Source organism: Streptosporangium sp. NPDC051023 (genome assembly GCF_040689595.1).
Lineage (GTDB): Bacteria > Actinomycetota > Actinomycetes > Streptosporangiales > Streptosporangiaceae > Streptosporangium.
Genome location: NZ_JBFBCE010000012.1, coordinates 128,998 through 149,763, shown reverse-complemented (window position 1 = coordinate 149,763; position 20,766 = coordinate 128,998). Strand labels below are relative to the sequence as shown.

Below are 20,766 nucleotides of genomic sequence, written 5' to 3'. Positions count from 1 at the left end.
GTTTGGAGGCAACGACACCTGCTCGCGAGCTGGCCCGGGGAGCCGTAACCCATGTGAATCTGACGAGCCACATTCTCGGACGCGCCGCTCAGTCCCGGTTCGCCGATGACATCCGTGCGGTAATGAGTGAGGCTGCGGGTTTCGCCGCATGGGTCCACGCTGATATGCACGATGCAGGTACCTCACGCACCTACTACCGTCTGGCCGTCGACAGTGCCCGTCAGGCCGAGCACTCCCTGCTGGCGGCTTACATGATCGGGAGTTTGGCCGCCTTTGAGATCGACGCCGGTGATCCCGTACTGGCGCTGGAACTGCTCGCCCAAGCGCGAAAAGAACTGGGAGAGCGGCCACCGGCAACCGCGCGGGCGTGGTTGTTCAGCATCGAGGCGCTTGGCCACGCGAGTGCCCGTGACGCTTCTGCGGCCCTGGTCGCTCTGAGACAGGCCGAATCCGCGGTGATGGCCAGCGAGAGGGCGGTGGCACCGCCGTGGCCCTGGGTCTTCCCATTCGATCACGCGAAGCTCGCGGGGTATCGCGCCTTGGTCATGGTACGACTCGGTCGCTCCGACGAGGCCGTGGCCGCGTTCGCCGAGTCGCTGTCCTCAGCCCAGCCCGCCGTCAAGCAGCGCGGAGTGCTGATGACCGAGATAGCCACAGCCAAGGCCATGTCCGGGGACCACGACGAGGCTTTCCAGCTGGTGTCGGACGCCTTCACAGTAGGGACGACCTACGGCTCGGAGCGGATCATTCAACGTGTCAGGCGATTCCGCCGGACCTATGACGGTCCGATGACCTGCAGCGTTCGCGACTTCGACGAACGTCTTCGACTGATTCTCTCGTAGAAGGAAAAACGTGATCCGTATCGCGGTCTCCGGCCACCGAGGCCTTTCCAGCGCGACCACTACCTTGATCGACGACGCCATCCGCTCGCTGCTCGCCGAGCACACCCCTACAATCACGGGTCTGTCATGTCTCGCGGACGGAGCCGATCAGGTTTTCGCCCGAGCCGTCATCGATCTGGGGGGATCGCTGGAGGTGGTGACTCCCGCCAGGCGATATCGGGAGGGCCTGCCCGCCGAGGCGCATCAGGAGTACGACTCGCTACTCGTTGAAGCCGAGCGGGTGCACACGATGGACTTCGTCGAGTCCACATCCGAGTCGCACATGGTCGCTAGCCGTTTCATGCTCGATCACGCCGACGAACTGCTCGCCGTCTGGGACGGCAAGCCTGCCAGGGGATACGGCGGGACGGCCGATGTCGTGGCCGAAGCCAGGAGACGAGGGCTGCCGGTTCATATCATCTGGCCGGAAGGTGCCCGGCGCTGACAGCCGAGACCGTTGTAGGCGCATGGGTTTCCTGTCTGAGCCGTCTCGCATGCCGATATCCCGTGGGGACACGGCATCTCCTCAGCCGGGCTGCATTGAGACCATCCAGCAGACGAGTCAAGAGGGCAGCGCGCTCTCGCGACAGCGACCAGGGGAGCGATCGTGGGCGACGATGAGCAGGCCATCACCGAAGAGCACTGGCGCCAGGCGACACTGATCTGGGACTACCACCAGATGCACCATGCCCTGCGGCCGTGCGATGTGGCGATCGGCCTGGGCAGCCACGATCTCGGCGTCGCCGCGTTCTCCGCCCACCTGTATCACGCGGGGCTGTTCCCGCACCTGGTCTTCACCGGAGGGAACAGTCCCACAACCGCAGCGCGGTTCCCGCGTGGCGAAGCCGTGCACTTTCGCGAGCATGCTCTGAAACTCGGTGTCCCGGATGAGGTGATTCTGCTGGAGCCCAACGCCACCAACACGGGGCACAACATCGCCCTGTCACGCCAACTCCTGGCCGAGGCCGGTATCCACCCCCGATCGGTGCTGCTGATCTCCAAGCCGTACATGGAGCGCCGCTCGTTCGCCACCGCGCGCAAACTGTGGCCCGAGGTCGACGCCGTGTGTGCCTCCGAACCACTGGAACTTGACGACTACGTCAAGGCCATCGGAGACGGCAAGCTCGTCATCGACATGCTCGTCGGTGACCTCCAGCGAGTCATCGAATACCCCAGGCTCGGGTTCGCCGTCGCCCAGGATGTTCCAGAGGTTGTGCACGCCGCCTACGAGGTTCTCCTGCGCGCAGGCTTCGACAGAAGGCTCTTGACCTCTTGACCGGCTTCTCGGCAACGATGGACGGGGGGCACCATAGGGACTGCGGCGTGGGTCAGGGGGGCGTCGAGGTCGTGGCCGGTGGCGGTGCTGTCGGCTCGGCTGGAAAGGTTCGCTGTGGCAGTATCGGAGCGTGCAGGAGCAGCGGTACACCGTCGAAAGCCGGCCGGGTGGGCGGGGACGCCTGTTCGTCCCGGTGTCGTTCGATCCGGATGCGGTCTGGGCGCCCAAGCCGGTGCACCATGTGACGGGCACGCTCAACGGGATGGGCATCCGCGCCGTGATCACCGAACACGAGGGACAACGCGGTTTTCTGCTCGGCCCCGGCTGGCTGCGGGGCGGGCTGGAGCCGGGCACGCAGGTGAGCGTGGTGCTGGCGCCGGAAGGCCCGCAGCGAGCGGAGCTCGCCGAGGATGTCGCGGCGGCGCTGGAGGCCGATCCGGCGGCGGGCGCGTTCTTCGACTCCCTGGCCCAGTTCTATCGGCGGGCCTACCTGCGCTGGATCGACGGCACCAAACGCCGCCCCGAGGTGCGAGCCCAGCGAATCGCCGAAATGGTCAGCTTGCTGGCGGCCGGGACGAAGCAGCGCCCCAGGACCTGAGAGGGATACGAGGGCGCACGGCCACGATGGGCAGCCGCGCTGTCGAGGCCCTGCTTCATCGGGTGGGCCGGAAGTGGCCCACCCGGTACGGCTCAGCGGCGGCGGAGGGCGGGGTCGGTGAGGGGGGCGGGGACGTGGCCGACGTCGTCGGGGCTGACGTTCGCGCCGGGTGGGACCAGGGCGTCGATCGCGTCCAGGACGTCCGGCGACAGCCGTACCGCGTCCGCCCCCAGCTGCCCCTTCAGCTGCTCCAGCGTGCGCGGGCCGATCACGGCCGAGGTGACGGCGCGGTGGGAGAGCACGAAGCCCAGCGCCAGGTGGATCAGCGACAGGCCCGCTTGGGCGGCCAGCGCCTCCAGCTTCTCGACCAGGTCGAGCTTGCGGGCCCGGACGTCCTCGGCGCGGAAGTCGAAGTGGTCGGCGTTGCGGGTCGCGCGGGAGTCGGCCGGAGGGACGGTGTCGCGGCGGTACTTGCCGGTCAGCCAGCCGCCGTTCAGCGGGCTCCACACCAGCACGCCCAGGTTGTACCGCTCGGCCACCGGAAGCACCGCGGCCTCGGCGTGCCGGGCCAGGATCGAGTAGGACAGCTGCTCGGTCGCGAACCGCTCCCGATGACGGCGCTCGGCGGCCCACTGGGCCTCGACGACCTCCTCCGCGGGGAAGGAGGAGGTGCCGATCGCCCGTACCTTGCCCTGCCGTACGAGGTCGGACAGGGCGCCGAGGGTCTCGTCGACGTCGGTGAGCGGGTCGGGCCGGTGGACCTGGTACAGATCGATGTGGTCGGTGCCCAGGCGGCGCAGGCTGTCCTCGACGGCCCGCATGATCCAGCGCCGGGAGGCGCCCCGGCGGTCGGGTGAGCCGTCCATCGGGCTGCTGAACTTCGTGGCGAGCACCACCTCGTCCCTGCGGCCCCTGATGGCCCGGCCAACGATCTCCTCGCTCTCGCCGAACGCGTAGACGTCGGCGGTGTCGATCATGTTGATGCCCGCGTCGAGCGCGGTGGCGACGATGCGCCCGCACTCGTCGGGGTCGGTGTTTCCCCAGGCCCCGAGCATCATCGTGCCGAGGCAGAGCGGGCTTACCTGGATGCCGGTACGGCCGAGCGTGCGATGGTTCACGACACCGACCCTGCCATGCCGCCCGGTGGGCACCGATGTTGCCCGGGAGCAGCGCGACCCCCGGTTCTTTGTGCGGCGGGCACATGGAGGCGCCAGGCGGGCGGGACATAGCGTCCGGACATCGGCGTCACCCCCCTTGAGCAGGACAGGAGGCAGCTCGTGCTCGTAGATCGATCCGCGGAGCAGGCCCTGGACGAACGGGTCGCGCGGCGGCAGAGCGAGTGGGCGGACGAGTCACGCGGACTCGTGAACCCTCCGCTGCCCAGCGACATGTTGCAACCGTGGGAGGTCTGGGACAGGGATCTCTTCGACCTGGAGATGATCCGCGTCTTCGGCCGGTCATGGGTCTGGCTCGGCGACGTCGAGGACCTGGAGAAGCCGGGTGACTACATCACCGGCCAGATCGGCGTCCAGCCCGTCGTCGTGATCAAGCAGGAGGACGGCTCGGTCAAGGGCTTCCTCAACAACTGCAGGCACCGCGCGGCCGGCCTCGCCTTCCGGCCCGCGGGCCACTGCAAGGCCCTGGCCTGCCCATACCACGCGTGGACGTACGGGCTCGACGGCAGGCTGCTGAGCATCCCCGACATGGACCGCATGTACGGCCCCGACTTCCCCAAGGAGGACTACGGCCTGGTCCCCATCAGGGTCAAGGTCGCCTTCGGCAAGCTGGTCTTCGGCTGCCTGTCGCGCAAGGCCCCGTCCTTCGACGAGTGGATCGCGCCCCTGCTGCCGCGCTACGAGCGGTACCGGATCGACACCTTCAAGCGCTACCACCGGGAGCTGGACGAGACCTTCCCGATCAACTGGAAGGCCTTCGTCGAGAACTCCAACGACGACTACCACGTGCGCTTCGTGCACCGGCGGCTGAACAAGGTGCGCAAGCAGATGGACACCATCGTCCGCTTCGAGGGACGCACGACCAGCGGCTACAAGCCGCACTCCGACAACTACGACATGTCGGCTGGCCGTACCGACCTCGAGACCCAGGACCTGCGTGGCAGCTACGCGGAGTTCATCTACCCGAACCTCACTCCGCTGCCCTACGCCTCCCAGCTCATCATGGTCAGAGTGGACCCGGTCGCGCCGGACCGCTCGCGGTTGTTCTCCCGGATCTACGGGCTCACCGACGACCTTGAGGCGCAGAACCGGGAACTGGACGGTCTCGCGCAGACCAACAAGGAAGACACCGACATGGTGACGCAGCTCATGGAGAACCTGCGCTCGCCCTTCTACCGGGTGGGTCCGCCCAGCCTGTGGGAGGGAAGGGCCCAGCACATGATGCAGGCCATCCGCCGGGACGTGGCCACGCCACTCGACCCGGACGAGTTCGACGGGCCAGTGGACAAGGACTAGAAGGAGAACGGACGTGCTGGAGAAGAAGCTCACCGAGGCGCGCTGGACGCACATCGCGCTGCCCAGCTGCGACCTGGACAAGGCGATCGAGTTCTACACCACCATGACCCCGCTGGTGGTCGTCTCCCGCCACGAGGACAAGGACGGGCGCAACGCCTGGCTGTCCAACGACAAGCAGGTGGAGACCCCGTTCGTGCTGGTGCTGGTCGAGTTCGCCAAGGACAAGGGAAAGCAGCAGCCGCAGCTTTCGCCGTTCGCGCACCTCGGCATGGAGGTGCCCAACCGCGAGGACGTGGACCGCATCGCCGCCGAGGCGCGGGAGATGGGCTGCCTGCACTGGGAGCCCATGGAGCTGCCCGCGCCGGTCGGATACATCTGCGCGCTGAAGGACCCCGACGGCAACGTCGTGGAGATCTCGCACAACCAGCAGGTCTTCGAGGAGGTCCGCACCCTGTGGGGGAGCTGACCCGCCAGGAGCCGACCCGCCAGGAGCCGACCCGCCAGGCGGTCGAGCGCTACCTCGCCGCGCTCAATCGGCACGACCCCGACGAGATCGCGGCCTGTGTCACCCCGGCCTTCCACAACGAGCACACCTCGGCGGCCGGGGTGGATCTGCACGGCAGGGACGCCTACCGGGAACGCCTGAAGGGGTTCCTGACGGAGTTCGCCGGACTGCGCTACGAGATCGAGGACCTGATCGTGGACGGGGCCAGGGCGGCGGTGCCGTACCGGATGACCTGCACCCACCGGGGGCGGCCCGTCGCCATCCGCGGCATGTTCCGCTTCGTGGTCGCCGACGGCCTCGTCGCCCACCGGGTCGACTACTGGGACGGCGAGGAGTTCGCCCGCCAGATCTCCAGCTGAGAGCACGTACGGATCCTTTCGGAGTCTTCCAGGGATCTTCCAGGAAAGGAAAGCAGCCTTGCTGAACACCTCCGCCATCGGGGCGGGCAAGCTCCGCCGCATGCGCCGCATGTTCGGCGCGGATGGCCGTGCCGTCTTCGTCGCCATCGATCACGCCGCCTACATGGGCGAGGGCCCGCCGCTGGGCGAGCCGATGCACGAGATCGCGGCGGGAGGTCCCGACGCGGTGCTGGCCACCTGGCACCTGGCCCGCGCCTACGCCGACGCCTTCGCCGGCGCCGGGCTGGTGTTGCGGGTCGACGGTGGCTCCTCTGAGCTCGGCGAGCGCGCGGTCACCGACCTCAACCAGATCCTGCACCGCGCCGAGGAAGCCCTGAAGATCGGCGCGGACTGCCTGGTCGTGCTGGCCTTCCCCGGCGCCCCCGACGAGGACCTGTCGCTGACCCGGCTGGCCCGGCTGTGCTCCGAGGCGGAGATGCTCGGCCTGCCGGTCATGGCGGAGATGATCCCCGGCGGCTGGGGGCAGGCCGTGCCGTGGACGACCGAGAACGTGGCCAGGGCCGCCCGCATCGGCGCCGAGCTGGGCGCCGACATCGTCAAGACCGTCTGCCCCGGGCCGCCGGAGGAGTTCGCCGCCGTGGTGGAGACCTGCCCGGTCCCGGTGGTCGCGCTCGGCGGCCCGAAGATGAAGACCGAAGACGACGTGGTCGCGGTCGCGCGCGGCGTCGTCGAGGTGGGCGGGGCGGGCGTCGCGTTCGGCCGCAACGTCTGGGGTTCGGAGAAGCCGCGCCTGCTCGTCGAGCGGCTGCGTCAGGCCGTGCACGGCGGACCGGCGTGAGCGGCGTAGCGCCGCGCGACACGACGGGCATGGGCATGACCGGCGCGGGCGGCGAGGTCGCCGGGGCGCCGTGGGACGCGGGCGGCGGGCGATGAAGCAGGTAAAGCAGCTCGACCGGGTGATCGTCAGGTTCGCCGGCGACTCCGGCGACGGGATGCAGCTCACCGGCGACCGGTTCACCTCCGAGACCGGCCGTCTCGGCAACGACCTGGCGACCTTCCCCAACTTCCCGGCGGAGATCCGCGCTCCCGCCGGGACCCTGCCCGGGGTCTCCAGCTTCCAGCTCCACTTCGCCGACCACGACATCCTCACCCCCGGCGACGCGCCCGACGTGCTCGTGGCGATGAACCCGGCCGCGCTCAGGGCCAACCTCGCGGAGCTGCCGCGCGGCGGGCGGATCATCGTGGACACCTCCGAGTTCACCTCCCGCAACCTCGCCAAGGCGGGGTACGGCGCCAGCCCCCTCACCGACGGCTCGCTGGACGGCTTCGCGGTGAGCGCCCTGGACCTGACCTCGCTCACCATGGCGGCGGTCGAGCAGTTCGGGCTGACGCGCAAGGACGCGGTCCGCGCCAGGAACATGTTCGCCCTCGGTCTGCTGTCCTGGCTGTTTGGCCGCCAGGTCACCACGACCGTCGACTTCCTGAACCGCAGGTTCGCCGGCCGCCCCGACGTCAGGGACGCCAACGTCGCCGCCTTCAAGGCGGGCTGGAACTTCGGCGAGACGACCGAGGACTTCGCGGTCTCCTACGAGGTCAAGCCCGCCAGGCTGGCGCCGGGCCGCTATCGGACGATCTCCGGCAACACCGCCCTGGCGCTCGGCCTGGTCGCGGCCTCAAAGCGGGCCGGGCTGCCGCTCTTCCTGGGCGCCTACCCGATCACCCCGGCCTCCGATGTCCTGCACGAGCTGTCCAAGCACAAGAACTTCGGTGTGCGGACCTTTCAGGCGGAGGACGAGATCGCCGGGGTCGGCGCCGCGCTCGGCGCCTCCTACGGCGGCGCCCTCGGCGTCACCGTGACCTCGGGACCCGGCTTGGCGCTGAAGGCTGAGACGATCGGCCTGGCCGTGGCGGTCGAGCTGCCGCTCGTCGTGGTGGACGTGCAGCGGGCAGGGCCCTCGACGGGCATGCCGACCAAGACCGAGCAGGCCGACCTGCTGATGGCCTTGTTCGGCCGCAACGGCGAGTCGCCGGTCCCGGTGGTCGCCGCCGCTTCCCCTTCGGACTGTTTCGACGCGGCGATCGAGGCGGCGCGGATCGCGCTGAAGTACCGGACGCCGGTCGTGCTGCTGTCGGACGGCTACCTGGCCAACGGCTCCGAGCCGTGGCGCATCCCCGACGTCGCCGACCTGCCCGACATCTCGGTCGAGTTCGCGACCGGGCCCGCGGGCCCCGACGGCTTCCTGCCTTTCTCCCGCGACGAGGAGACCCTGGCCAGGCCCTGGGCGATCCCCGGGACACCCGGCCTCGAACACCGGATCGGCGGCATCGAGAAGGCCCACGGCACCGGGGAGATCTCCTACGACCCCGGCAACCACGACCGGATGGTACGGCTGCGCCAGGCCAAGATCGACCGTATCGACGTCCCCGCCCTCGAAGCAGACGACCCCGGAGGTGAGGCACGGGTGCTCGTGCTCGGCTGGGGGTCGACCCAGGGGCCGGTGGCGGCAGCCGTACGGCGGGTCAGGAAGACAGGGGGACAGGTCGCCCAAGCCCACCTGCGCCACCTGAACCCGCTGCCCGCCAACACCGGTGACGTGCTGCGCTCCTACGACCGGGTGCTGATCCCCGAACTCAACCTCGGCCAGCTCGCGACGCTGGTGCGCGCCCGCTACCTGGTGGACGCGATCTCCTACACCCAGGTCCGCGGGATGCCGTTCAAGGCGGCCGAGCTGGCCGGTGTGATCCAGGACGTGATCGACAGTGAGTGAGATCCAGAACGGCCTGGGCCTGTCCCCGGTGCCGAAGTCCGGCGTCAAGCTGAGCATGAAGGACTTCAAGTCCGACCAGGAGGTCCGCTGGTGCCCCGGCTGCGGGGACTACGCGATCCTCGCCGCGATGCAGGGGTTCCTGCCCGAGCTGGGCGTTCCCAAGGAGCGGATCGTGTTCGTCTCCGGGATCGGCTGCTCCTCCCGGTTCCCCTACTATCTCGACACCTACGGCTTCCACTCCATCCACGGCCGCGCCCCGGCCATCGCCACCGGTCTGGCCTCCTCCAGGCCCGACCTGTCGGTCTGGGTGATCACCGGTGACGGCGACGGCCTCTCGATCGGTGGCAACCACCTCATCCACGCGCTGCGCCGCAACGTCAACCTGAACATCCTGCTGTTCAACAACAGGATCTACGGCCTGACCAAGGGCCAGTACTCCCCGACCTCAGAAATCGGGAAAATCACGAAATCGTCGCCGGTGGGTTCCATCGACCGGCCGTTCAACCCCGTCTCGCTGGCCCTCGGCGCCGAAGCCACCTTCGTGGCCAGGACCATCGACTCCGACCGCAGGCACCTGCAGGGCGTGCTCCGCAGGGCCGCAGCCCACCGAGGCGCCTCGTTCGTGGAGATCTACCAGAACTGCCCGATCTTCAACGACGGCGCCTTCTCCAGGGACGACCTGTTCCGTGAGGTCGAGACCACCGACGACCTCGGCGAGGCCTTCGTCGCCTCCCGAGTCTCGGACCCCACCCCGATCGGCGTCTTCCGCGACGTCGACCGGCCCTCCTACGACGAGCTCATGGCCGACCAGCTCGGCCGGGCCGTACAGACCCAGGGCGAGGGCGACCTCGCCACCCTGCTCAACGGTCCCGACACGTGGACCATCACCGAGGGGAGCGCAGCGAGTGACTGACTGGCGCCTCGCCGTCGACATCGGCGGCACCTTCACCGACATCGTCCTGCTGGACGCCGACTCGGGCCGAGTGGTCGTGGAGAAGACACTCACCACGCCCTCGGCGCCGCTGGGCGGCGTGCGCGACGGCGTGACCTCGGCCCTGGCCAAGGCCGGGATCGAGCCCGGCGACATCACCCGGCCCATCGTGCACGCGACGACACTGATCACCAACGCGCTCATCGAGGGCAAGACGGGACGCGCCGCGCTCGTCACCACCCGGGGCTTCGGCGACACGCTGGAGATCCGCACCGAGCACCGCTACGACATGTACGACCTGCAGATCGAGTTCCCCGCCCCGCCCATCCCCAGGGAACTGGTCTTCGAGATCGACGAGCGCGTGACGGCGACCGGCGAGGTACGGCTCGCGCCAACCGAGGCCGCCCTCGACGAGCTGGCCGAGAGCATGCGGGGCGTCGAGGCCGTCGCGGTCTGCCTGCTCAACTCCTACGCCAACGCCGACAACGAACGGGTGGTCGCCGAGGGCCTGGCCAAGCGGCTCGGCGTGCCGGTCTGCGCCTCCTACGAGGTCACCCCGCAGATCCGCGAGTACCCCCGCATGATCACCACGGCCTGTAACGCGGCCACCATGCCGGTGATCGGCCCCTACCTCGAGGAACTGGAGCGCTGGCTGCGGATGAGCGGCTTCGGCGCCTCGGTGCTGATGATGCTCTCCAACGGCGGGGTCGTCTCCGCCGCCGACGCGCGCAAGGTGCCGATCCGGCTGGTCGAGTCGGGCCCCGCGGCGGGCGCGCTCGCCGGAGTCTGGTACTCCCGCAGGCTCGGCGAGGACCGACTGTTCTGCTTCGACCTCGGCGGCACCACGGCCAAGTCCTGCCTGATCGAGGACCACCGGCCCGAGCTGACCAACGAGTTCGAGGTCGCCAGGGTCTACCGGTTCAAGAAGGGCTCCGGCTACCCGTGCTCGGTGCCCTCGGTCGACCTGGTGGAGATCGGTGCCGGTGGCGGCAGCCTGGCCCGCATCGACGACCTCGGCCTGCTCAAGGTCGGCCCGGACTCCGCCGGGGCCGACCCGGGACCGGTGAGCTACGGCAGGGGTGGCACGATCCCCGCGACCACCGACGCCGACCTCGTCATGGGCCTGCTCGACCCGGACTACTTCCTCGGTGGCGAGATGCCGCTCGACCTGGACCGGGCGAGGAACGCCTTCGGGCCGCTCGCCGAGGCCCTGGAGGCGGGCGCCGACGAGGCCGCGGTCGGCGTCTACGAGGTCATCAACCAGAACATGGCCGCCGCCGCGCGCATGCACGCCGTCGAGCGGGGCATCGACCTGCGCGGCGTCTCGCTCATCGCCTTCGGCGGCGCGGGCCCGGTGCACGCCTGCGGGGTCGCCACGCTCCTTGAGGCCCCCCGGGTGATCTTCCCGGTCAACGCGAGCGTGCTGTCGGCCTTCGGCACCCTGGTCAGCCCGGTCCGCATCGACCTGGCCCGCAGCATGCTCCGCGTGCTCGGCGACGGCGTCGAGGCCGACCGCGACGCGCTGCTCGACGAGATGCGCGAGGAGGGCCGCCGGGTCCTCACCGCCGCCGGGGCCGACGTGGCGAACGTTCAGTTCCGCTACGGCCTGGACGCCCGCTACGCCGGGCAGGGCAACGAGATCACCGTCTGGGTCGGCGAGGGAGAGAGCTGGCCGGGGGCTGTCGCCGAGGCGGCGGAGGCCTTCCACCAGGCCTACGAGCGGGTGTACGGCCTGCGCATCCCGGACGTGGACGTTGAGGTCGTGACCTGGCGGGTCGCCGCCTGGTCGGACGCCCCGCCGTTCGAGGTGCCCGCCCTGCCGGAGGGGACCGGCGCCCCCGTCCCCAAGGGCACCCGCCGGGCCCGGTTCCGCCGCGGCGAGGCGCCCCTCGACGTCCCCGTCTACCGCCGGGCCTCCCTCGGCGCAGGAGACCGTTTCAGCGGTCCCGCGCTGATCGAGGAACGCGAGACCACCTCCGTCGTGCCGGACGGCTGGACCTGCGAGGTCTCCGCCGACGGCTCCGTCATCGCAACCAGGGAGGCCTGAGATGAGCAGGACCTTTGACGCGATCGAGCTCGAGGTGCTCTGGGGCTCGCTGATCTCGACCGTCAACGAGCAGGCCAGGGCACTGCAGCGGGCGGCCTTCAGCCCGATCGTGCGTGAGGCGGGCGACCTCGCCAACGCGCTGTTCGACCGGCGGGGTCGGATGGTCGCCCAGGCGGTGACCGGCACCCCGGGCCACATCAACTCGCTGGCCATCGCGGTGCGCCACGTGCTGGACAAGCACCCGGTCGACTCGCTCGAACCCGGCGACGTGCTGATCACCAACGATCCCTACAAGACCGCCGGGCAGCTGCTCGACGTGACCGTGCTGGTCCCCGTCTTCAGGAACGGCCGGGCGATCGCCTTCTTCTGCTCCACGATCCACCACACCGACGTCGGCGGGTACGGCATCGGTGCGGGGGCCAGGGACGTCTTCGAGGAGGGCCTGTGGATCCCGATCACCAAGCTGATGGTGCGCGGCGAGCGCAACACCCCGGTCTGGGACCTCATCCTGGCCAATGTCCGCCAGCCCACCCACATGGCCGGTGACCTGCACGCGCAGATGGCCTCCGGCGAGGTCGGGGCGCAACGGCTGCGGACCCTGCTCGACGCCTACGGCCTCGACGACATCGAGGACCTCGCCGACGTGGTCGTCGAACGCTCGGAGGACGCCACCCGGCGCGCGATCAGGGCCCTGCCCGGCGGGCGCTACGAGGCGTCCTCGGTGCTCGACCTGGCCGATGGCTCGGAGATCATCATCCAGGTCGCGCTGACGGTCGACAACGAGCGCGGCGAGATCCTCGTCGACTACGCGGGATCCTCCGGCGCCAGCCCGTACGGCATCAACGTGGTGAAGAACTACACCCACGCCTACACCACGTTCACGCTGCGCAGCCTGCTCAACCCCGACATCCCGAACAACGCGGGCTCGCTGGCCCCCATCCGCGTCGAGGCCCCCGAGGGCAGCATCGTCAACGCGGTGCCGCCGTCCCCGTGCACGGCTCGGCACGTGGTCGGCATGTTCCTGCCGATGCCGCTGCTGCAGGCCATGTCCCAGGTGCTGCCCGAGGCGGTGATGGCCGAGGGCTCGGCGGCGGTGTGGACCATGCAGGTCAGCGGGCAGCACGACGACGGCCGCCCCTTCATCACCGCGATGTTCACCTACGCGGGCGGGGTCGGCGCCCGCGCGTCGAAGCCCGGCCTTTCCGCCACCTCCTATCCGACGGGCGTCTCCGCGGTGCCCATCGAGGTGGTCGAGGGCTCCGCCCCGATCCGGTTCCTCCGCAAGGAACTGCGCCGCGACTCCGGCGGCCGGGGCCTGCACACCGGCGGTCTCGGCCAGACGATCGAGTTCACCGTGGACACCAAGGCGCCGTGGACGCTCAACGCGGTGACCAGCCGCCTGGCCAGGGGGCCGCTCGGCGTCTTCGGCGGCGAGGCCGGGGCGACGGGCAGCTTCCTCGTCAACGGGGAGCCGGTCCGCACCCAGGCCCGCATCACCCTCCAGCCGGGCGACGTCGTCCGGCTGGAGCTGCCGGGCGGCGGAGGGTACGGCACGCCTGTGGAGGACACCCGGGAGGCCGCCGCCGGCGCGGTCTCCGGGGTGGCGCCCGCCCCGCCCGCGGGTGGATCGCGGGCATGACCGTCACGTTCGCCGCCCGCTGGTGGGACGCGGTGGCGGCCCGTCCGGATCACCCCTTCCTCATCTGGGAGGGGCCGGACGGGTCCGTGACCCGCTGGACCTACGCCGAGTTCGACGCCCTGGCGGACCGTGTGGCGGGCGGCCTTGCGGCAAGGGGGGTCACGGCGGGCTCGCGCGTCGGCGTGGCCCTGCGCAACTCCCCGGCGTTCGTCGCGATCTGGCTGGCCTGCGCGAAACTCGGCGCGGCGATGGTCCCCTCCGACCCCTCCTCGACGGCTCCCGAACTCGCCGTCCACCTGAGGCGCGCAGGCGCCGTGCTGGGGGTCTGCGCGCCGGAACGGGCGACCGCCTTCCGGGTCGCGGCCTCCCAGGTGGCGGGGGTCGTGGTCGTCGAGGTGCCGGAGTCGGACGTCACGCTCGACGGGCTGGCCGGGGAGCCGCCGCTGTGGAGCGAGCTGCCGCCTCCCGAGGCGCCCCTCGGCCTGATGTTCACCTCGGGCACGACCTCCGCGCCCAAGTGCGTGGTGGTCACCCAGGCGAACTACGCCTTCGCGGGCGATGTGATGGCCGCCGCCTCCGCCCTGCGGCCGGACGACCGGCAACTGGTCGTGCTGCCGGTGTTCCACGCCAACGCGCAGTACTACTCCTTCGCGCCCGCCATCGCGGTCGGCGCGAGCGTGGTGCTGGTGCACGCCTTCTCGGCCAGCCGTTTCCTGTCCCAGGCCGCCCGTCACCGGGTGACCCACGCCAGCCTGTTCGCCGCGCCGATGCGGATGATCCTCGCCAGGGGGGCGACCCCGGTCGAGGGGTTGCGGCTGGTCAACTGCTGGTACGCGCAGAACCTCACCGACGACCAGTACGAGGCGATGGCCGCCCTGCTCGGCTGTCGTCCCCGCCAGCTGTACGGCATGACCGAGACCCTTCCCGCCGTGCTGACCAACCGGATGCTCGCCCCGGTCCCGCGGGCCATGGGCGTGCCGACACCGGGCTGCGCGGTGCGGGTCGTGTCCCCGGCGACGGGCCTGCCGGTACGGCCGGGCGAGGTCGGCGAGATCCTCGTGGGCGGGACGCCCGGCGAGACGCTGTTCGGCGGCTACCTGGACGATCCCGAGACGACGGCCGTCTGTTTCCGGGACGGATGGTTCGCCACCGGCGACCTCGCCACCGTCGACTCCGACGGCAACGTGTACTTCGCCGGACGCGGCGGCGACATCCTGAAGGTCGCGGGGGAGAACGTGTCGGTCGTCGAGGTCGAGTCCGTGCTCGCCGCCCACCCCGGTGTGTATGAGGCCGCGGTCGTCGGGGAGCGCGATCCGGTCAGGGACGAGGTTCCGGTCGCCTTCGTGGTGCCGAAGGACGGCGCGGGCCTGGACGACCTCGCCGACTGGTGCGCGGCCAGACTGGCAAGGTCCAAGCGGCCGGTGCGGTTCGAGATCGTCGAGGCACTGCCCCGCACCTCGGTAGGCAAGATCCGGAAATTTCTGTTGAAGGGATGATCTGACGTGCTGCCACCGGCCAGTGCCGTCGCCGACGTGCTCCAGCTCCGTGGCCTGCGGGGGTGGCTCAGCCCGCCCCTGCTGCCCGTCCACCGGGCTCCCGCCGTACGGGGAGAGGCACGGACGGTGCTGCTGGCACCCGGCCCCGGCCCCGAGGGCCTCAAGCCCCTGCACCGGCTCCTCGACGAGGACCTCGGCGGACGCGTGGTCGTCGTCGCCGGGGCGGAGGCGGCGCAAGGGGCGGTGTGGGGTGAGATCCTCACTCTGGCGGCCCTGAACGCGGGCGCCGTCGGCGCCCTGGTCGAAGGCGGAGCGCGCGACGTCGGCGCGGTGCGGGAGCTGGGCCTGCCGCTGTGGGCGCTCCGCGAGGCCACTGCCGGACCGGGACCGCTGGTGCACGTCGCGGCCGTGGGGGAGCCGGTTTCCGTGGCGGGCGTGCGGGTCGCCGACGGCGACACGATCCTCATGGACGAGGGCGGGGTGGTGGCCGGCCCCGGCCCGCGGGTGCTGGCCGACGCCGTCGCCTACGCCGAGGCGGAGGAGGCGGTGGCGGCCGCGCTGCGGGAGGGCGCGCCGCTGGCCGCCGCCTACCGGCACAAGGCCGACCTGGTCGCGGCACTGCGCGCCAGGCCGGCGGAGAGCTGAGGCCAGGCCGAGGTCAGCCGGACGCTCCACGAGCACCTGTTCGCCCGCCGCCAGGGGCACCGGCCGGTGAGCCATGACGGGTCTGGCATCGTGTCACCGGACGATTCGGGTGAATCTTCGGAGGAACCAGTGGCGGGACGGATGACAGGAATGCCTGAGGGCCGAGCCCCGGAGGGCCGGAACCTCCATGGGGCCGGTGCACGGGAGACCGGAGGGTCGGCGATCCCGGGCGGGAGGGGAGCCGCGGCGACGGCGGTCGCGGTGGCGGCGGTCGTCGCACTGGCTCTCAACCTGCGCCCCGCGCTGGCCGGGTTCTCCCCGCTCGCCGGGGAGGCGGGGGCCGAGCTCGGGCTCGGCGCGGGCACGATCTCGCTGGTGACCACCCTGCCCCTGCTCTGTTTCGGGGTGTTCGCCCTGCTGGCCCCTGTCCTCGGCCGCAGGTTCGGCGCCGAGCGCGCGCTCGCGGTGACGATGCCCCTTCTCGCGGTGGGAATCCTGGTGCGCGGCGCGGGCGGCATCGCGGCCCTCATCGGCGGCACCGTCCTGGTCGGGGTGGCCATCGCGATCGGCAACGTGCTGCTGCCCGGCATGGTCAAGCGGCGTTTCCCCGGCAGGATCGGTGTCATGACCGGCGTCTACGCCGCCGCGATCGGCGGCGGCGCGATGTTCGCCGCCGCCCTGGCCAGGCCGCTGGACGATCTGACGCACGGCTGGCGCCCCGCTCTCGCGGTGTGGGCGCTGCCCGCCCTCGCCGCCGCGCTGCCCCTGGCACTCCTGACACGGGCGGTCCCCTCGGGGACGGTGCCCAGGACGGCGGGTCGCGTGCTGTCTGAGGGGGCGGACCGTGCGGTGTCCGGCGAGCGCGACGGTCCCGGCGTCGGGAGTCCCGGCTTCGGAGGTCCCGGCGAGGGCGAGACGGACGGGAGCGAGGCGGCGGAGGGGCAGGCGATCGGACGGCGGACGGTGGCCGCTCTGGCGGTCTTCTTCGGGCTGCAGTCGATCGTCTTCTACGTCGTGCTCGCCTGGCTCCCCCGTATCCTCACCGACGCGGGGATGGCCCCCGCGGAGGCGGGGCTGCCGTTGTCGCTGGTCCAGCTCGTCAGCCTGCCCACGGGACTGGTGGTGTCGACCCTGGCGCGGACTTCCCGCGGCCAGGCGTGGTACGCCATGGCGTGTGGGGCCGCGGGCGCTGCGGGATTGGCGGGACTGCTGGCCGCGCCGGGGGCGGTGCCGTACGTGTGGGCGTTCCTGCTCGGGCTCGGCGTCGCCGCCTTTCCCCTGGCCCTCGCCATGGTGACGGCGAGGGCGGGCGGCCCCTCCCAGGCGGACCGGCTGTCGAGCGTGGTGCAGAGCTGCGGCTATCTCATGTCCGCCGCCGGTCCGCTGCTCGCGGGGCTGCTACGGGACATGACGGGGACGTGGACGGCGGCGCTGACGTTCATGGTCGTCGTCGCCGCGCTCATGGTTCCCTCGGGCTGGCTGGCCGCGAGGCTCTGATCGCCCTTCCCGGTCACGGTCGGCGGCCACTACGTCCTGCGGGTCTGCGTCACCGATTTCCGCGCCGCCCGCGACGACGTCGAGCGCACCCTCGAAGCCGTCCGGGCCGCCGCCCGCGCCCACTGACCGGGGAAGGCCCGTGCCCCGGTACGGAGACGGTTTCCCGGCGGGAACCGGTTTCCCGTGGCACGGCACGCCATATCCGATGCCCAAAAGCTATGGCTGCTTTCCCGCCGGGGGGCGGGGAAACATCCTCTTTGTTTCGCCGGAACGGATTATCATGCGGCAATGGTTGACATGAGAAATGGTGGCTGTGACGTCTGCGGGGGTGAGGAAATCTACACCGCGCGGATTCACCTGGAGACCCCGACCGCTTTGTTTAAGATGCTTCACGCCGAGAAGGTCAATCTCTACACCTGCGTCTCCTGCGGATTCGTCCAGATGTTCCTCAGTCAGACCGAGGAGCAGATCCACTGGGTGCGCAACTGCTGGGAGCGGGTCTGACGGCGGAGGGACCGGGCAGCCGTCCCCTCCGCCGCCCCGGTTTCCTGGGAGGACACCCCGGCCCGCGCGCTGACCCTCGCCCGCGGTGACCCTCGCCTTCACCGCGTCCGAGGGTCCCTCATGGCTCACCGTCTCCCCGCCGCGCGGAGAGGGTCAGTAGCAGTCCAGGCCGGGGTTGGCCTCGGGGCCGCAGGGGCCGTGGTTGTTCCCGCCGTCGGTCACCTGGCCCGCCGGTCCCCAGATGACGAACCCGCCGTTGCCGCCGCCGCTGTTGTGCGTCAGCTTGACCGGCGTCCCGGTGGAGATGGCGACATGGATGCCGTCCTTGACGGGGTTGCCCGCCCTGTCGGCGGCTCCGTTGGGCGCCAGGCCGTTGCCCTCGAAGACGTTGTCGATGATCGGATAGGGGTTGGTGGCGATGGTGCGCGAGGGGTCGATGAGGATGCCGGCCGCGCGGTTGCCCTCGAACAGGTTGTTGCTCACGGACACGTTGTAGAAGGTGGACCAGAAGGCCATGCCGAAGTCGTTGTTCCTGAAGACGTTGTCCTCCAGTGTGTTCGGGGCTCCCATGGAGAACTCCGCCCTGAAGGCGACCGACGCGTTCTGGAAGACGTTGTTGGCGTACAGGTTGTTGTTGGTCCCCCCGACCAGGTCAACCGGGAAGTTGTCGAAGACGTTTCCGGTGAAGGCGGCGGAACCGTTCTCGACGAGCTGCGCGTAGCCGTTGCTCAGCGTGCTTCCCTTCACCGTCCATTGGCGCCCGTCGACACCGTGGATGAGGCCGTGCACGGTACATCGGTCGATCGTCAGAACGGAGAAGTCGGTCACGTCCACACCTTCCGCCAGGCAGGTTTCGGGTGTCCCGGCGAGGGTGAGGGAGGAAACGCGGGTCGCCTTCACCGGGTTGCCGACGAGCTGCACCTGGGAGAACGTGAGGTGGCTCTCTGTGGCCTCGGCTCCCAGCTTGAATCTGGTGATCGTGCCGTTCTGCACGGTGACGTCGGCCTTCTTCTCGAGCGTGATGCCCCTGCCGGTCCCGTCGCCGGTGATGGTGTGGCCGTTGAGGTCGACGGTCACGCCGTTCGCGCCGATCGTCAGCGCGTCGCCGGCGCAGTTCAGGTTCCCGGTGAGGGTCACGTCCGAGGTCAGTACGGCGCCGCAGCGCACCTCGTCGTCGCTCGCGGACGCGGGCAGGGGCGCCCCCAGCGCGGCCAGCAGGGTGAGGGCGAAGGCGGCGCCCACCTTCGCCGGATGCCGTCGTCCCGGTTCTTTTCCGTGATTCACGGTCGCCTCTTTCCTGTTTTGGGCGGATCGCCTCCGGCTTTTTGCCCGGCCGATGCGAAACGTCTGCGGAAGGAGGTGCTAACGCCATAGATTGCATGATCTCCGATGGTTCGATAAGTCAGAGAAGCTATGCCGTAAATGCCAGTAGTAAGGCTTTTCCGTTACTGGCTTGACCGTGAAGGAGAGAAGGCCTCGACTGATGAGAGAAAGTGTCACCGTGATTCCGCTGGGTGGTTTCTCGGGTTCACGGGCGTAATCGTCATGGGTGTCAATCTCGCGAGGAATGCGATTCCGTCACACTGTGGATTTCGCTTTCCGTGCCGGGCCCGCCGCACGGGAGGGGCGGGCCCGGCACGGTCGTCTTCGGGTGGCTGGCTCATGGAGGTCGCGGGCGACCCATGACGTGTCGCCTCGAACTCCTGCCCGCCGACGGGGTGCCCTGACGCCCTGACGCGGGGCGAGGGGCGAGGGTCAGCTACAGGTCAGGGCGGAGTTGCCGTTGGGGCCGCAGGGGCCCTGGTTGTTCCCGCCGTCGGTCACCAGGCCCGTGGGCGCCCAGATGAGGAACCCGCCGTTGCCGCTGCCGGTGTTGTGGGTCAGCGTGCCCTGCCAGTACCTGCTGTGGAAGTAGAGGCCTCCCTGGACGGTGTTTCCCGCCCTGTCGACGATTCCGCTGGGGTTCAGGCCGTTGCCCTCGAAGACGTTGTCGGCGACCGGGTAGCTGTTGGTGATGACAGGAGAGCCGGTGTTGACGTATATCCCGGCCGTGCTGTTCCCCTGGAACAGGTTGTCCCTGATGGATATGTTGTTGAAGGCGGGGCCGAAGAGCATTCCCAGGTCGTTGTTCTTGAAGGTGTTGTCCTCGACCTTGTTCGGTGCCCCCTGTGAGGCGCCCGCGGTGAAGGCGACGATGGAGTTCTGGAAGGTGTTGTCGGCGAACAGGTTGTCGTTCGAGCCGTCCTTCAGGGTCGTCCAGGCGCCGTCGAACACGTTGCCGGTGAACGCGTTCGAGCCGCCTCCGCTGAGGGTCAGCGCACTGTGGATCTCACTCCACTTCACCGTCGAGTTGTGCGTGTCCGAGGCGACGATGGTGCCGTACGTGGTGCACCGCTCCATCGTCAGGGTCGAGCGGTTGCTCAGGCTCAGGCCCCCGACGCGGCAGCTGCTGAGGGTTCCGGTGACGGTGAGCGAGGAGTCACGGTCCACTGTCGCACCTGAGGTGAGCTTCACCCGGGAGAGCGTGAGGGAGCTGTTGAGGTCGACCCGGACTCCCGAACCGATCGTGCCGTTGCGCACGGTCACCCCCGTGTGACGCAGGACGGAGACGCCCGTGCTGCTCTCACCGGAGATGGTGTGGCCGTTGAGGTCGACGGTGACGTTGTCCGCGCCGATCGTCAGCGCGCCGCCGGGGGTGCAGTTCAGGTCCTCGGTGAGGGTCACGTCCGAGGTCACGACGGTGCCGCAGCCCACCTCGGCGCTGCTCGCGGACGCCGGCGAGGGCGCAGCCAGCGTGGCCAGCAAGGTGAGCGTGAGGGCGGCGCATGTTTTCCCGAGGTGTCGCCTTCTCGTTTCTTTCACGTAGTTCACGGTTCTCTCTTTTCTGTTTTCCGGCGGATCGCCCGGCCTTTCAGCCGGGCCGGTGCGAAGCCATCCGCAGAAGGGGGGGCCTAACGCCATAGATTGCCTGACAATGAGTTGTCCGCGAAGTCAGATAACCCGTGCCGCGAATGCCGCCAGTAAGGCTTTTCCGCTACTGGATCTACGTGAAACGGGGAGGGCGTCAATAAACGAGAGAAGATGTCAGGGCGATTCCACCGCGTGGTTTCCCGGGTTCGCGGGTGTAGTCGCCGCCCCTGTCAATCTCG

Annotated in this window: 19 protein-coding genes; 16 read left to right on the top strand and 3 right to left on the bottom strand. The window is 69.9% G+C overall.

From position 1 onward, the window contains the following. Window positions 1–53: 53 nt before the first annotated feature. The 4 genes from AB0395_RS10925 (at window position 54) to AB0395_RS10910 (ending at window position 2,755) form a co-directional block, all read left to right on the top strand. Complete coding sequence (locus AB0395_RS10925; RefSeq protein WP_366279200.1) at window positions 54–842, top strand: hypothetical protein; 789 nt, start codon at window positions 54–56, stop codon at window positions 840–842. Between the two features lie 10 nt (window positions 843–852). Next, complete coding sequence (locus AB0395_RS10920) at window positions 853–1,326, top strand: hypothetical protein (protein ID WP_366279159.1); 474 nt, start codon at window positions 853–855, stop codon at window positions 1,324–1,326. Between the two features lie 162 nt (window positions 1,327–1,488). Then, a complete protein-coding gene (locus AB0395_RS10915; RefSeq protein WP_366279156.1) occupies window positions 1,489–2,157 on the top strand; it encodes a YdcF family protein in 669 nt (222 codons plus the stop codon). A gap of 130 nt (window positions 2,158–2,287) precedes the next feature. Further along, on the top strand, window positions 2,288–2,755 hold the full coding sequence (locus tag AB0395_RS10910; RefSeq protein ID WP_366279153.1) for a YdeI/OmpD-associated family protein: 468 nt from the start codon (window positions 2,288–2,290) through the stop codon (window positions 2,753–2,755). Window positions 2,756–2,847: 92 nt separating this feature from the next. On the opposite strand, the gene AB0395_RS10905 is transcribed toward AB0395_RS10910, so the two are convergent. Then, the gene (locus AB0395_RS10905; protein WP_366279150.1) at window positions 2,848–3,873 is read right to left on the bottom strand and encodes an aldo/keto reductase; all 1,026 of its coding nucleotides are present in this window, start codon (window positions 3,871–3,873) and stop codon (window positions 2,848–2,850) included. Between the two features lie 159 nt (window positions 3,874–4,032). On the opposite strand from AB0395_RS10905, the gene AB0395_RS10900 reads away from it, so the two are divergent. The 12 genes from AB0395_RS10900 to AB0395_RS10845 all read left to right on the top strand — a co-directional run bounded on the left by AB0395_RS10900 (window position 4,033) and on the right by AB0395_RS10845 (window position 17,617). Next, window positions 4,033–5,226, top strand: coding sequence for an aromatic ring-hydroxylating dioxygenase subunit alpha (locus tag AB0395_RS10900; protein ID WP_366279148.1), 1,194 nt, complete (start codon window positions 4,033–4,035; stop codon window positions 5,224–5,226). 13 nt (window positions 5,227–5,239) lie between these two features. Further along, a complete protein-coding gene (locus AB0395_RS10895; RefSeq protein WP_366279145.1) occupies window positions 5,240–5,692 on the top strand; it encodes a VOC family protein in 453 nt (150 codons plus the stop codon). Then, window positions 5,680–6,090, top strand: coding sequence for a nuclear transport factor 2 family protein (locus AB0395_RS10890; RefSeq protein WP_366279143.1), 411 nt, complete (start codon window positions 5,680–5,682; stop codon window positions 6,088–6,090). The genes AB0395_RS10895 and AB0395_RS10890 overlap by 13 nt, the downstream gene beginning before the upstream one ends. 58 nt (window positions 6,091–6,148) lie before the next feature. Beyond that, window positions 6,149–6,928: a hypothetical protein gene (locus AB0395_RS10885; RefSeq protein WP_366279142.1), complete on the top strand. Its 780-nt coding sequence runs from the start codon at window positions 6,149–6,151 to the stop codon at window positions 6,926–6,928. Between the two features lie 91 nt (window positions 6,929–7,019). Beyond that, window positions 7,020–8,858: a 2-oxoacid:acceptor oxidoreductase subunit alpha gene (locus AB0395_RS10880; protein ID WP_366279139.1), complete on the top strand. Its 1,839-nt coding sequence runs from the start codon at window positions 7,020–7,022 to the stop codon at window positions 8,856–8,858. 1 nt (window position 8,859) lies between these two features. Beyond that, window positions 8,860–9,771: a 2-oxoacid:ferredoxin oxidoreductase subunit beta gene (locus tag AB0395_RS10875; RefSeq protein ID WP_366279198.1), complete on the top strand. Its 912-nt coding sequence runs from the start codon at window positions 8,860–8,862 to the stop codon at window positions 9,769–9,771. Continuing rightward, complete coding sequence (locus tag AB0395_RS10870) at window positions 9,764–11,836, top strand: hydantoinase/oxoprolinase family protein (RefSeq protein ID WP_366279137.1); 2,073 nt, start codon at window positions 9,764–9,766, stop codon at window positions 11,834–11,836. Before AB0395_RS10875 ends, AB0395_RS10870 begins: the two co-directional genes overlap by 8 nt. Before the next feature lies 1 nt (window position 11,837). Continuing rightward, window positions 11,838–13,475, top strand: coding sequence for a hydantoinase B/oxoprolinase family protein (locus AB0395_RS10865; protein WP_366279134.1), 1,638 nt, complete (start codon window positions 11,838–11,840; stop codon window positions 13,473–13,475). Beyond that, complete coding sequence (locus tag AB0395_RS10860) at window positions 13,472–14,971, top strand: AMP-binding protein (protein ID WP_366279133.1); 1,500 nt, start codon at window positions 13,472–13,474, stop codon at window positions 14,969–14,971. The genes AB0395_RS10865 and AB0395_RS10860 overlap by 4 nt, the downstream gene beginning before the upstream one ends. A 6-nt stretch (window positions 14,972–14,977) precedes the next feature. Beyond that, window positions 14,978–15,616 (top strand): RraA family protein, encoded by a 639-nt coding sequence (locus AB0395_RS10855; protein ID WP_366279130.1) that lies wholly within the window; start codon window positions 14,978–14,980, stop codon window positions 15,614–15,616. 150 nt (window positions 15,617–15,766) lie between these two features. Then, entirely contained in the window at window positions 15,767–17,113 is a 1,347-nt protein-coding gene (locus AB0395_RS10850) for an MFS transporter (RefSeq protein WP_366279127.1), read from the top strand. A 288-nt stretch (window positions 17,114–17,401) separates the two neighbouring features. Further along, a complete protein-coding gene (locus tag AB0395_RS10845) occupies window positions 17,402–17,617 on the top strand; it encodes a hypothetical protein (RefSeq protein ID WP_366279125.1) in 216 nt (71 codons plus the stop codon). 153 nt (window positions 17,618–17,770) lie between these two features. Here AB0395_RS10845 and AB0395_RS10840 read toward each other — a convergent pair whose 3' ends face one another. Next, window positions 17,771–18,901, bottom strand: coding sequence for a right-handed parallel beta-helix repeat-containing protein (locus tag AB0395_RS10840; protein WP_366279123.1), 1,131 nt, complete (start codon window positions 18,899–18,901; stop codon window positions 17,771–17,773). A 471-nt stretch (window positions 18,902–19,372) separates the two neighbouring features. Continuing rightward, window positions 19,373–20,488, bottom strand: a complete 1,116-nt coding sequence (locus AB0395_RS10835) for a right-handed parallel beta-helix repeat-containing protein (RefSeq protein WP_366279121.1) — start codon at window positions 20,486–20,488, stop codon at window positions 19,373–19,375. Between the last annotated feature and the right edge of the window lie 278 nt (window positions 20,489–20,766).

Excerpts from the sequence above, each read along its gene's own strand:
- AB0395_RS10880 (WP_366279139.1), top strand. The coding sequence starts at position 7,020 with ATGAAGCAGGTAAAGCAGCTCGACCGGGTGATCGTCAGGTTCGCCGGC.
- AB0395_RS10865 (WP_366279134.1), top strand. The coding sequence starts at position 11,838 with ATGAGCAGGACCTTTGACGCGATCGAGCTCGAGGTGCTCTGGGGCTCG.
- AB0395_RS10860 (WP_366279133.1), top strand. The coding sequence starts at position 13,472 with ATGACCGTCACGTTCGCCGCCCGCTGGTGGGACGCGGTGGCGGCCCGT.
- AB0395_RS10850 (WP_366279127.1), top strand. The coding sequence starts at position 15,767 with ATGCCTGAGGGCCGAGCCCCGGAGGGCCGGAACCTCCATGGGGCCGGT.
- AB0395_RS10845 (WP_366279125.1), top strand. The coding sequence starts at position 17,402 with ATGGTTGACATGAGAAATGGTGGCTGTGACGTCTGCGGGGGTGAGGAA.